The following is a 12473-nucleotide window of genomic DNA, read 5'->3' as shown; positions in this document are numbered from 1 at the left end:
ATGACGACCAGCGCACTCTGCTGCAAAGCCGCGAGCGCCCCATCGTTCTGCTGCGCGCCCAGGCTGGTTGCAATGCTGCCCTGCCCGGCATCGCGCCCGGCCTGCTGAGTCTGGGCGTGATGCTGCCCACCACGCCGATCCATTTCTTGTTGTTTCACGAAGCCGCTGGCCGGCCCGACGGCACGGCCTGGCTTGACCAGCCACAAGACCTGGTGCTGGTGATGACCAGCGCCAACCCGGGCGGAGAGCCCATCGTGCGTGACAGCGCCGAGGCGCACGCCCGGCTGGCGGGCATTGCCGATGCGTTTCTGGACCATGACCGGGACATCGTGGCGCGCTGCGACGACAGCGTGTTACAGGTGGCTGCGGGCGCGGCGCAATTCATCCGCCGCAGCCGTGGCTACGCACCGGCAGCCATTGCCTTGCCACAGCCCGGGCCTTCGGTGCTGGCGTTTGGCAGCCACCTGAAGAACACGGTCTGCGTCACGCGCGGCTCCGAGGCTTTTTTGTCGCCCCATATCGGCAGCCTGGACAACGCGGCCAGCTGCCGGTTTCAGGATGAAACGGTACAGCGCCTGTGCGATTTGCTCAGCGTCAAACCACAACTTGTCGCGCACGACCTGCACCCCGACGACTACAGCACACGCGCTGCAGTGGCCTACGCGCAGCGCCATGGCCTGCCCACCCTGGCCGTGCAACACCACCATGCCCACATCGCCGCCGTGTGTGCCGAACACGGCTGGCAAGGCCCGCTGCTGGGCCTGGCGCTCGACGGTGTCGGTCTGGGCACAGACGGCACAGCCTGGGGCGGCGAGCTGCTACACGTCGATGGCGCGCAATGCAATCGCCTGGGCCACCTGCGCCCATTGCCCATGCCGGGCGCTGACAAGTGCGCGCGCGAACCCTGGCGCATGGCCGCTGCCGTGCTACATGAATTGCGCCGCAACGCCGAGATTGCTCAACGATGTCAAGACCCCGGCGCCAGCACCGTGGCCGCCATGCTGATGCGCCAATTCAACAGTCCGCGCACGTCCAGCATGGGTCGCGTGTTCGATGCGGCCGCCGGCCTGCTTGGCCTGAGCCACAGCATGGCCTACGAAGCCCAAGCCGCCGTGCTGCTGGAGCAAGCGGCCACGCAACACATCCAGGCACACGGTTGGCCCGAGCCGATGCCAAACGGCTATGTGATCAGCGCCAGCGCGGCTGTCAGCCAGCTCGACCTGCTGCCCATGCTGGGTGCGCTGATCGATGCCGGTGACACCCGCCAGGCCGCCGCCGTTTTCCACGCCACGCTGGTGACGGCCTTGACCGACTGGGTGCTGCAAGCCGTGCAGGCCACCGGTTTGACCACCCTGGCCTGGGGCGGTGGCTGCTTTCTCAACGCACTGCTCACGTCGCAGTTGCGGCAAAATCTGCAACACAATGGCGTTACGGTGCTGGTGCCACAACGCAGCGCACCGGGTGATGCCAGCATCGCGCTCGGTCAGGCCTGGGTGGCATGCCTGGCACACCCATCACATTCAGCTTTGTCATGAAAGCAGCAAGCTTGATTTCAGCTAACGACCAAGTGCTATGGTTCATCTTCTGCGCGCGGAGGTTCCCCACCGCTGCGCTGCATCAATTGGTCAAAAGCGCTCAGATCAGCGCGCGCGCGGCGTTCTGCAAAAAATGCTTGGGCCTGCATCATGGCAAGCTTTTCAGCCACAGCGATGCTGACAAACTGATTGATGCTAATGCCATCTTGCTTGCTCATGCGCTCCACGCCGGTTCTGATAGAGCGCGGCAAACGCAACGGATAGGTGCTTAATTGACTCATCACAAACTCCTTAAAAATGGGCCGGGCTGCATCACGCGCAAACCAAACTGCTCTGCCGCATTGGAAAAATGCTTCATGTTGAAAGTCAATAACGCATGTGCAGAAGCATTGACGGCCGCCTCCAGCACCAGTTCGTCGGCAGGATCGCGCAGTTGCGGACGCCACAAAAAATGCACTTCAACCGGCTCGACGATACACGCCAGACCGTCCAAAAATATGCCCACCGAAGTATCATGGAAGATGAAATTATCAAGTTAAGAGGCTGGATCAAAGCATTACTTGGAGAATACTGATGTGTCTAGCACTACCCGTTAAAGTGATTGAAGTGGGCTGCGGCCCCGATGGCGAGCACGCCATGGTGGACCTGGGCGGGGTCAAAAAAGAAATCTCGCTGGCGCTGCTCGACGACGTGCAGGTGGGCGACTACGTCATTCTTCACGTGGGTTACGCGCTGTCCAAACTCGATCCCGAAGAGGCCGAGCGCACGCTGGCGCTGTTCTCGGAAATGTCGGCACCAGCCCCGGCAGCGGCATGAAATACATCGACGAGTTCCGCGACGGTGATGTCGCGCAAACGCTGGCGGGCAAGATTGCAGCGCAGGTCAAGCCCGAGCGCAACTACAGCTTCATGGAATTTTGCGGCGGCCACACCCACGCCATTTCGCGCTATGGCCTGACCGACCTGCTGCCCGCCAATGTGCGCATGGTGCACGGCCCCGGCTGCCCGGTGTGTGTGCTGCCGATTGGCCGCATCGACATGGCGATTGACCTGGCGCTCAAGCACAACGTGATTTTGTGCAGCTACGGCGACACCTTGCGCGTGCCCGCCTCTGAGGGATTGTCTTTGATGAAGGCAAAAGCGCGTGGTGGTGACATCCGCATGGTCTATTCCACGCTCGACGCGCTACAGATTGCGCGTGACAACCCGGGCCGCGAGGTGGTGTTTTTTGCCATCGGCTTCGAGACCACCACACCGCCCACCGCGCTGGCCATTTTGCAAGCGGCACAGGAGCAGCTGGCAAATTTCAGCGTGCTGTGCTGCCACGTGCTCACGCCCGCGGCCATCACGCAGATTCTGGAGTCGCCCGAAGTGCGGCAATGGGGCACGGTGCCAATCGACGGTTTCATCGGCCCGGCGCATGTATCGACCGTGATCGGCAGCCGGCCCTATGAATTTTTTGCCGAGGAATACCGCAAGCCAGTGGTGATTGCCGGCTTTGAGCCGCTGGATGTGATGCAGGCCATTCTGATGCTCATCGCCCAGGTCAACGACGGCCGCGCCGAGGTCGAAAACGAATTTGCCCGGGCGGTGAGCCGCGACGGCAACCGCAAGGCGCAAGACCGCGTGGCCGAGGTGTTCGAGCTGCGCCATGAATTCGAATGGCGCGGCCTTTCTGTCGTTCCCTATTCGGCGCTGAAAATCCGCGAAAAATACGGCGCTTTCGATGCCGAGCGCCGCTTCAAAATGGACTACAAATCGGTGCCCGACAACAAGGCCTGCGAATGTGGCGCCATTTTGCGCGGTGTCAAGCGCCCGCAAGACTGCAAGATTTTTGGCACCGTCTGCACCCCCGAAAACCCGGTCGGCTCGTGCATGGTCAGCAGCGAAGGCGCCTGCGCGGCGCACTACAGTTACGGGCGGTACAAGGACATGAACTGATGACTGAAGTCAAACGCGGCTACACCCGAGCGCTCGACCTGAAACACGGCCGCATCGACATGACCCACGGCTCCGGCGGGCGCGCCATGGTGCAGCTCATCAGTGAGCTGTTTGCCAAGCACTTGGGCAACGCCTATTTGGGCCAGGGCAATGACGGTGCCGTGCTTCCCGCACCAGAAATTGACGGCAAACCGGCGCGGCTGGTGATGTCCACCGACTGCCATGTGGTCTCGCCGCTGTTCTTTCCCGGCGGCGACATCGGCTGTTTGTCGGTGCACGGCACGCTCAACGACGTGGCGGTCATGGGGGCCACGCCGCTGTACCTGGCGGCCGGTTTCATTCTGGAAGAAGGCTTTGCGCTGGCCGACCTGGCGCGCATCGTCGAATCGATGGCGCGTGCTGCCAGTGACGCCGGTGTGCCGGTGGTCACCGGCGACACCAAGGTGGTGGAGCGCGGCAAAGGCGACGGCATTTTCATCACCACCACCGGCGTCGGCGTGTTGCCAGACGGGCTGGAGCTGGGCGGCGCCCGCGCCCAGCCGGGCGATGTGGTGCTGGTGTCGGGCACCATGGGCGACCACGGTGTGGCGATCATGAGCCTGCGCGAAAACCTCACGTTCGAGGCCACCATCAGCTCAGACACGGCCGCGCTGCACGGCCTGATTGCCCAGCTGCTGGCCACCGGCGCCGACATTCGCTGCCTGCGCGACCCCACGCGCGGCGGGCTGGCCAGTACCTTGAACGAAATCGCCGGGCAATCCGGCGTGGGCATGATGCTGCACGAGAAGGCCATTCCGATCAAACCGGTGGTGGCCGCCGCCTGCGAGTTTTTGGGGCTCGACCCGCTCTATGTGGCCAACGAAGGCAAGTTGATTGTGATCTGCGCTGCCGCCGATGCGCCACGTTTGCTGGACGTGCTGCGCGCGCACCCGCTGGGCCGCGATGCCGCCCGCATTGGCGAGGTGCTGGCCGACGAGCACCATTTTGTCCAGCTCACCACCGCCTTTGGCGGCCGGCGCATTGTCGATTGGCTGGCGGGCGAGCAATTGCCGCGCATTTGCTGACACCAAACGCCATGCGCATCCTGCTGCTCACCCACGCCTTCAACAGCCTGACCCAACGCCTGGCGGCAGAACTGCGCCAGCGCGGCCACCTGGTGTCGGTTGAATTCGACATCAGCGACGCGGTGACCGAAGAGGCCGCCGCCTTGTTTGCGCCGGACCTGATCGTGGCGCCCTACCTGCGCCGGGCTATTCCCGCGTCGGTCTGGCAGCGCTTTGTTTGCCTGATCGTCCACCCCGGTGTGGTGGGCGACCGCGGGCCGTCGGCGCTCGACTGGGCCATCCTGCAGCAGCGCAGCGAATGGGGCGTGACCGTGTTGCAGGCCGAGACTGAAATGGACGCCGGGCCGGTCTGGGCCAGCGCGCGCTTTGCCATGCGCGATGCCAGCAAGGCCAGCCTGTACCGCCATGAAGTGACACAAGCTGCCACAGCCGCCGTGTTGCAGGCGGTGGCAAATTTTTCTGCTGGCAACTTTGTGCCGCAGCGCCCGTCAGGCAGCCAGTGGCAGCCGTTGGTCAAACAGGCTGACCGCGCCATTGACTGGCAAGCGGACAGCAGCGCCACCGTGCTGCGCAAGGTCAGGTCGGCGGACGGCTTTCCGGGCGTGGCCGACACGCTCTTTGGTCAGCCCTGCCATGTGTTTGATGCCTGGCCTGAAGCAAGTTTGCGCGGCACACCTGGCAAGGTGATCGCCCGGCGCGAAACCGCCCTGCTGCGCGCCACGGTCGATGGCGCAGTGTGGTTGGGCCATGTCAAGCGCCCCGGCAGCATCAAGCTGCCCGCCACCCTGGCTTTTGCTGACGAGGCGGCCAGCGTGGCACACGCGAACCTGCCCGACTGGTGGCGCGCGCCAGCGCCCACCTGGCAAGACATTGCCTATGAAGAAGCCGACGGCGTGGGTTATCTGGCTTTTGAGTTCTACAACGGCGCCATGGCCACACACCAATGTGAGCGCCTGCGCGATGCCCTGGCCTGGGCCAAACAGCGCCCCACGCGCGTGCTGGTGCTGCTGGGCGGACATGACTTCTGGAGCAACGGCATTCACCTGAACATGATCGAGGCCGCCAGCCTGAGCGGCGGCTCGGCCGCTGACGAATCCTGGCGCAACATCAATGCCATGAACGACCTGGCGCTCGAGCTCATCACCACGGATCAACAAATCACGGTGGCGGCCCTCGGCGGCAACACCGGCGCGGGCGGCTGTTTTCTGGCGCGCGCGGCCGACCAGGTCTGGGTGCGCGAGGGCGTCATGCTCAACCCGCATTACAAAAACATGGGCAACCTGTATGGCTCCGAATACTGGAGCTACCTGCTGCCGCGCCGGGTCGGGGCGGATGCCGCCCAAGCCATCATGCGCAACCGCCAGCCGCTCACGGCACAGGGTGCACTGCAGCTTGGCCTGACCGATGCCTGCCTGAGCCGCGACGTGACGGTATTTCGCGCCGAGCTGACTGCCATGGCTGCCGGGCTGGCAGCCGCCCCCGACCTGCCAGCGCGCCTGACCGCCAAAATTGAGGCCCGCGCGCGCGACGAAGCTGCCAAACCGCTGGCGGCCTACCGCAACGAGGAGATGGCCCACATGCACCGCAACTTCTACGGCTTCGATTCCAGCTACCACGTGGCACGGCACCACTTTGTGCAGAAATCACCCGCCTCCTGGACCCCGCGGCACCTGGCGCTGCACCGCGAACTGGGTTGGGTGCAGCCATGAGCCCGGCCCGCGCGCCCCTGTCGGTGCTGGTGGTCGATGACGAGTTGCGCTCGCTCGAAACACTCAAACGCACGCTGGACGAATATTTCACCGTTTTCACCGCCAATTCGGCCGAAGAGGGCATGGCCGTGATGCACAACGAGCTGGTGCAAATTGTGGTGTCAGACCAGCGCATGCCCGGCACCACGGGAGTAGCGTTTTTGCGCGCGGTGCGCGACCAATGGCCCGATACCGTGCGCCTGATCTTGTCGGGCTACACCGAGGCCGAGGACATCATCACCGGCATCAACGAGGCCGGCATCTGGCAGTACCTGCTCAAGCCCTGGCACCCCGACCAGTTGCTGCTCACACTGCAAAGCGCCGGCCAGCTGTGGCGCTTGCAGCAGGAAAACCAGCGCCTCACGCTGGAGCTGCGCACCCACCCCGAGCACCTGGCGCTGCGCGTGGCTCATCTGCGCCAACAGGCCAAGGCGCTGGCCGGTTTTGACAAGCTGCTGCGCACGCCAGGCAGCCCGCTCAATGCCGTTTGCGCGCTGGCGCAGCGCATTGCCGGACACGACCTGTCGGTGCTGATCACCGGCGAGTCCGGCACCGGCAAGGAGCTGCTGGCGCGCGCCATCCACTACGCCAGCGCCCGCGCCGAGCAGCCCTTTGTGGTGGAAAACTGCGGTGCCATGCCCGACACGCTGCTCGAGAGCGAGCTCTTCGGCCACAAGCGCGGTGCCTTTACCGGCGCCACCGACGCGCACATCGGCCTGTTCCAGCAGGCCGATGGCGGCACACTGTTTCTGGATGAAATTGGCGAAACCTCGCCCGCCTTTCAGGTCAAACTGCTGCGCGCGCTGCAGGAGGGCGAGATTCGCCCGCTGGGCAGTGCGCGCCCGGTGGCGGTCGATGTGCGCCTGATCGCCGCGACCAACCGCAACCTGGAGGACGACGTGGCGAGCGGCCGCTTTCGCGAAGACCTGTACTACCGCGTAGCCGGCATCACGCTGCACTTGCCGGCGCTGCGCGAGCGCACGCAAGACATCGCGCTGCTCGTCTCCGACCTGTTGAAGACATCGCCCATGATCGGGCGCAGCTTCTCGGACGAGGCCATGGATTTGCTCATGCGCCACCCCTGGCCCGGCAATGTGCGCGAGTTGCAAAACGAGATTCGCCGCGCCCTGGCAATCAGTGACGGCGCCGTGCTCGGGCCGGAGCTGTTGTCGCCGCGCCTGCTGCGGGCAGCGCAAATCGCACCGCCCCCGTGCGAAACCATTGAAACGCCCGAGGCCGCCGTGGCAGATGAAACCGGGGCGGCAGAGACCTCTGGCCAGCTCAAACACCAGCTCGAACGCTTCGAGGCGCAGCGCATCAAGGAAGCCATGCTGCGCCACAAGGGCAACAAGACCCGTGTCGCCGAAGAGTTGGGACTGACGCGGGTGGGCTTGCGCATGAAGTTGGTGCGGCTTGGTCTGGATCATTAGGCCACGGCATCGGCCATGAAAACGACAGCACCCCACCCGCCCCGCCGGGACGCGCTCGCGGGCGAGTACCAGCTTCGTCCCGGCGCGAAGCCCGGCGTACTGGGCCAACGCCCGGTGCTCGGCGATGGTCGGCTCGGGCAGTTGCTGCGTGACCAGCGCGGCGATACCGTGGTGAACAGTCTGGGCAGCATCTTTACCTTATGCGCCCATGCCCATCGGCACACGGCAGCATTGGCCCTGACTGCCGCGCAGGGACAAACACCGAGCGGGAACGCTGATCGGCCTCTGTTTGCGCTGTGGCTTGAAACCGCACGCGACCATCTGCGCAGCATGGCGCTGGACTGGCCGCAACGCCTGCCCAGCGCCAGCGTATCGGGTATCGCAACTCCCGACCTGCAATGGCTACGCGACTGCCCGCTGCCCTTGGTCGCCAGGCAAGCGCCCACCGATACGGCGGCTGCGCTGGATCAATTGCGCCAATTGCGCGCATGGCTCGAAGACCGCATTCTGGGCCAGTCCATCCGCCAATGGCTGCAAGATTGCTCGGCGCCAGAAGCCTTTGCCAACTGGTGCCAGGCGCGGGCCGAACATTTGCCGCCGGCCCGTTTTTTGAGCTCCTGGTATCCACTGGCCAGTGGCCTGCGCATCCCGACACATGGCTTGCAGGTGCTGCACCAGGACCCCATCCTGCAAATCCAGCAATTGAGCGAGCTGGCGCGTGCCATGGTGCACCAACCTGGTTTTTTGCAACAGCCCACTTGGCGCGGCGAATGCCTTGAAAACGGCCCCTGGACACGGTTGCGCCACGGCCCCCGGCAAAAGGGTGTACCGCGAAGTGCCTGGTGGCGCCTGAGCGCGCGCTGGCTGGAATTGCTGGCGCTGGCAGATGCCGCTTCGCATGCACCGAATGCCTGTGGCGCAGGTGCCGGCGCCATGCTAGCCACCGGTGCGCTTTGGCTGGCCCCGGGCCAGGGCTTAAGCTGGTGTGAAATGGCGCGCGGCCTGTTGCTGCATTGGGTGCAACTGGACGCTGCGGGCGGCGTGCTGGACTACCGTGTGCTCGCGCCCACCGAGTGGAACTTTCATCCGCAAGGCGCGTTGGCCCATGCGGTCTCAAACCTTGCCACCAATGACCGTTCAAGTGCCGCCATGCTGGCCGCAGCCTTTGACCCCTGCGTCAGTTGCAGCGTGCTTGGCGCTACAGTCGGGCACTGAAAGGACAACGCAATGAGCTTCAACGTGTTATGGCTTCAATCGGGTGGCTGCGGCGGTTGCAGCATGTCGCTGCTGTGCGCCGACACCGCCGACTTTCCTGCGCTGCTCAGCAGCAGCGGTGTCAACTTGCTGTGGCACCCCAGCCTGTCGCTTGAAAACCAGCACGACCTGCTGGGCCTGTTGCAAGATGTCTTGAGCGGGCGCACCCGCCTGGACGCGCTGTGCATCGAAGGCGCCGTGCTGCGCGGCCCCAACCACACTGGCCGCTTTCACCTGCTGGCCGGCACCGATGTGCCGATGATGCGCTGGATCGAGCAGCTGGCACAGGTGGCCACGCATGTGCTGGCAGTGGGCAGTTGCGCCGCCTGGGGTGGCATCAGCGCCAGCAGCAGCAACCCCACCGACGCCTGCGGCCTGCAGTATGAAGACGAGCAGGTCGGCGGCCTGCTGGGGCGAGCCTTTTACGCCCGGGGCGGTCTGCCGGTGATCAACCTGGCCGGCTGCCCCACCCACCCTGGCTGGGTGCTCGACACGCTGATGCTGCTGGCCGCCGGTCAGTTTGGCGCGCAAGACCTTGACCCGCTGGGGCGGCCACGTTTTTATGCCGACCAACTGGTGCACCACGGCTGCCCGCGCAACGAGTATTACGAGTACAAGGCCAGCGCCGCTCAGCCCACCGAGCTGGGCTGTCTGATGGAAAACATGGGCTGCAAGGGCACTCAGGCGCACGCCGACTGCAACACCCGGCTCTGGAACGGCGATGGCAGCTGCCTGCGCGGCGGCTTTGCCTGCATCAACTGCACCGCGCCGGGTTTTCAGAGTCCGGGCCATGCCTTTCACCTCACACACAAGCTGGCTGGCATTCCTGTGGGGCTGCCCACCGACATGCCCAAAGCCTGGTTTGTGGCGCTGGCCTCGCTGTCCAAAAGTGCCACGCCCAAGCGCGTCAAGGTCAATTCGCGCAGCGACCATGTGGTGCTTGCGCCCGTCACCCGCACCTCAAGGCCGCGCTAAATGGAAACCCGTCGCCTGGTGCTGGGCCCCTTCAACCGCGTCGAGGGCGACCTTGAGGTGCAGCTTGACGTGGCCGATGGCCAAGTCGAAGAAGCCCGCGTCAACGCGCCAATGTTTCGTGGCTTCGAACTGATGCTGGCTGGCCGCGAGCCGATGGACGCGCTCACCATCGTGCCGCGCATTTGCGGCATTTGCTCGGTGTCGCAGTCGGTGGCGGCAGCCCGCGCCCTGGCCGACGCCTGTGGCGTGGTCATGCCGCCCAACGGCGTGCTGGCCACCAAGCTGATGCTGGCCTGCGAGAACCTGGCCGACCACCTGACGCATTTTTATCTGTTTTTCATGCCCGACTTCACCGGCAAGGCCTACCACGGGCGCGCTTGGCAGGCAACTGCCCAGCAGCGTTTTGCCGCCTTGGCAGGCAGCGCTACAGGCGGCGGCCTGCACAGCCGTGCGGCGCTGGCCGCACGCGCACGCTGGTTCGAGCTGATCGGCACCTTGGGTGGCAAATGGCCGCACACCGGGGCCATTCTTCCGGGCGGCAGCGCGCGCGCCATCGAGGCCGCCGAGCGCGTGCGCCTGCTGGCCCGGGTGCGCGAGATGCGCGCCTTTCTGGAGCAAACCCTGTTTGGCACGCCGCTCGAAGACGTGGCCGCGCTCGACAGCCTGGCCGCCTTGCAGCGCTGGCGCGCCCGCGCCGCAGGCAGCGACCTGGCCTTGTTTCTGGACATCGCTGACGACACTGGCCTGGCGCAACTGGGCGCCGGGCCGGGCCGCTACCTGAGCTATGGTGCTTATCCCGAAGCTGACGGCGGTCATGCGTTTGCGCGTGGTGTGTGGGATGCCACCACGCAGCAAGTGTCGCCACTTGACACCACGGCCATCACCGAAGATGCGCGCCATGCCTGGTACGCAGAAGATGCCAGCGCGGCCGCCCTGCACCCGATGGCGGGCAGCACCCAACCGCAAGCCGAAAAGCCCGGCGCCTACAGCTGGAACAAGGCGCCGCGTCTGGCCGGCCAGGTGCTGGAAACCGGCGCCATTGCGCGCCAACTTGCAGACGGCCAACCGCTGATCCGCGCTGCCGTGCTGGCCCACGGCGGCTGCGTCAGCACCCGGGTGTTGGCACGGCTGCTGGAGCTGGCGCGTATCGTGCCCTTGATGGAGCAGTGGCTGCGGGCCTTGCAGCCGCACGCGCCGTTTCATGAACCCCATCGCTTTCCAGACAGCGGCCAGGGCATCGGATTGACCGAGGCCGCGCGCGGTGCCCTGGGCCACTGGCTGCGCATTGAAAAAGGCCGCCTGAGCCACTACCAGATCGTGGCGCCGACCAGCTGGAACTTTTCGCCGCGCGACGCAAAGGGCACGCCCGGTGCGCTGGAGTCGGCCCTGGTCGGCGCGCCCCTGGACAGCACCCCGGACAACCCCGGCAACACCAGCGTGGCGGTGCAGCACATTGTGCGATCGTTCGACCCCTGCATGGTTTGCACCGTGCACTGAAGCAGGAGGCCACGAACCATGCCACAGCGCCCGCCACCGGCACTGCAATTGCCGCCCGAAGACCTCGAAGGCGTGAGCGAAGACACCTGGCTGGACGTGATCCACAAAATGGAAGAGGTGTACTCGAAGCTGGTCACCGACGAGGTCGAGCTGGAAGAAAAAAACGCCCAGCTCGAGCAGTCGCAACAGTTCATCTTCAGCCTGCTCTCAAGCATGAGCGACGTGCTGATCGCCTGCAACCAGAACGGCCTGATCGAGGAGTCCAACGCCGCCCTGTGCGAGCTGGTGGGCCGCAGCGAGCACGAGCTACGCGGCACCCCGGTGCCGGACTTGCTCGCCGACGCCCAAAGCGTGCAGCGCTGGCAGTTGGCCATGTACCACGCGGGGGCGCACGAGGTGGCTGTGGTCGAGCTCAATTTGCGCGATGCCCAGGGCCTGCCGGTGCCGGTGGACATGAGCTGCACGCCGCGCCACAACAGCGCCGGACGCCAGGTTGGGCGGGTGCTGGTGGGCCGTCCGCTGGGTGAGATCAAACGCGCCTATCACCAGTTGCGCGAAGCGCACGACGCGTTGAAGCTGGCGCAGCAACAGCTGCTGCACTCCGAAAAAATGGCCTCGCTGGGCCGCCTGGTGGCCGGTGTGGCGCACGAGCTCAATAACCCCATCAGTTTTGTGCTGGGCAACGTCCACGTGCTGCAACGTTACGGCACGCGCCTGGAGCGCTACTTGGAGGCCGTGCACCAATTGGACCTGCCCGAGCCGGTGCAGGCCTTGCGCCAGCAATTGCGCATTGACGCGCTGGTCAAAGACTTGCCCTCGCTGATGACAGGCACGCTCGAAGGCGCCCAGCGCACGGCCGATATCGTCAACGGCCTGAAACGCTTTTCAACGGCCAGCCAGGGTGAGATCACCCAGGTCGAGCTCAACGCAGTGGTCGAGCGCGCCATCCACTGGGTGCAAAAAGGCACGGCGCCCAATTTCAAAATTGACTGGACGCGCGGCCCCGATTGCTTTGTGAGCGGCAACGCCG

General features: G+C 65.1%; 12 protein-coding genes. 10 read left to right on the top strand and 2 right to left on the bottom strand.

All coding sequences use genetic code 11. The features are described 5' to 3' along the window. Positions 1-1535: Sua5/YciO/YrdC/YwlC family protein (locus IBX54_RS07840; protein WP_296542111.1), on the top strand; the 1535-nt coding region annotated here is incomplete at its 5' end. Between the two features lie 35 nt (positions 1536-1570). On the opposite strand, the gene IBX54_RS07835 is transcribed toward IBX54_RS07840, so the two are convergent. Together IBX54_RS07835 and IBX54_RS07830 are read right to left on the bottom strand one after the other, a co-directional pair. Then, entirely contained in the window at positions 1571-1816 is a 246-nt protein-coding gene (locus IBX54_RS07835) for a hypothetical protein (protein WP_296542110.1), read from the bottom strand. Then, a complete protein-coding gene (locus IBX54_RS07830) occupies positions 1816-2040 on the bottom strand; it encodes a hypothetical protein (RefSeq protein WP_296542109.1) in 225 nt (74 codons plus the stop codon). Before IBX54_RS07830 ends, IBX54_RS07835 begins: the two co-directional genes overlap by 1 nt. Positions 2041-2108: 68 nt before the next feature. Here IBX54_RS07830 and IBX54_RS07825 point away from each other — a divergent pair, with 68 nt between their 5' ends. From IBX54_RS07825 to IBX54_RS07785, 9 genes are all read left to right on the top strand, one after another. Then, complete coding sequence (locus tag IBX54_RS07825; RefSeq protein WP_296542108.1) at positions 2109-2351, top strand: HypC/HybG/HupF family hydrogenase formation chaperone; 243 nt, start codon at positions 2109-2111, stop codon at positions 2349-2351. Further along, positions 2348-3475 (top strand): hydrogenase formation protein HypD, encoded by a 1128-nt coding sequence (gene hypD / locus IBX54_RS07820; protein ID WP_296542107.1) that lies wholly within the window; start codon positions 2348-2350, stop codon positions 3473-3475. The genes IBX54_RS07825 and hypD overlap by 4 nt, the downstream gene beginning before the upstream one ends. Continuing rightward, positions 3475-4539: a hydrogenase expression/formation protein HypE gene (gene hypE, locus IBX54_RS07815; RefSeq protein WP_296542106.1), complete on the top strand. Its 1065-nt coding sequence runs from the start codon at positions 3475-3477 to the stop codon at positions 4537-4539. Before hypD ends, hypE begins: the two co-directional genes overlap by 1 nt. Before the next feature lie 11 nt (positions 4540-4550). Beyond that, positions 4551-6248: a hydrogenase maturation protein gene (locus IBX54_RS07810; RefSeq protein WP_296542105.1), complete on the top strand. Its 1698-nt coding sequence runs from the start codon at positions 4551-4553 to the stop codon at positions 6246-6248. Continuing rightward, positions 6245-7717: a sigma-54 dependent transcriptional regulator gene (locus IBX54_RS07805; RefSeq protein WP_296542104.1), complete on the top strand. Its 1473-nt coding sequence runs from the start codon at positions 6245-6247 to the stop codon at positions 7715-7717. Before IBX54_RS07810 ends, IBX54_RS07805 begins: the two co-directional genes overlap by 4 nt. Positions 7718-7732: 15 nt before the next feature. Further along, the gene (locus tag IBX54_RS07800; RefSeq protein WP_296542103.1) at positions 7733-8932 is read left to right on the top strand and encodes a nickel-dependent hydrogenase large subunit; all 1200 of its coding nucleotides are present in this window, start codon (positions 7733-7735) and stop codon (positions 8930-8932) included. A gap of 12 nt (positions 8933-8944) precedes the next feature. Beyond that, a complete protein-coding gene (locus IBX54_RS07795) occupies positions 8945-9946 on the top strand; it encodes a HupU protein (RefSeq protein ID WP_296542102.1) in 1002 nt (333 codons plus the stop codon). Next, positions 9947-11443, top strand: coding sequence for a nickel-dependent hydrogenase large subunit (locus IBX54_RS07790; RefSeq protein ID WP_296542101.1), 1497 nt, complete (start codon positions 9947-9949; stop codon positions 11441-11443). Between the two features lie 18 nt (positions 11444-11461). Continuing rightward, positions 11462-12473: PAS domain-containing protein (locus IBX54_RS07785; RefSeq protein ID WP_296542100.1), on the top strand; the 1012-nt coding region annotated here is incomplete at its 3' end.

It is taken from the genome of Rhodoferax sp. (assembly GCF_014859475.1).
Classification (GTDB): Bacteria; Pseudomonadota; Gammaproteobacteria; order Burkholderiales; family Burkholderiaceae_C; genus Rhodoferax.
Note: the sequence above shows the minus strand (reverse complement) of the source record. Positions and strands in the feature narration are given on the sequence as shown.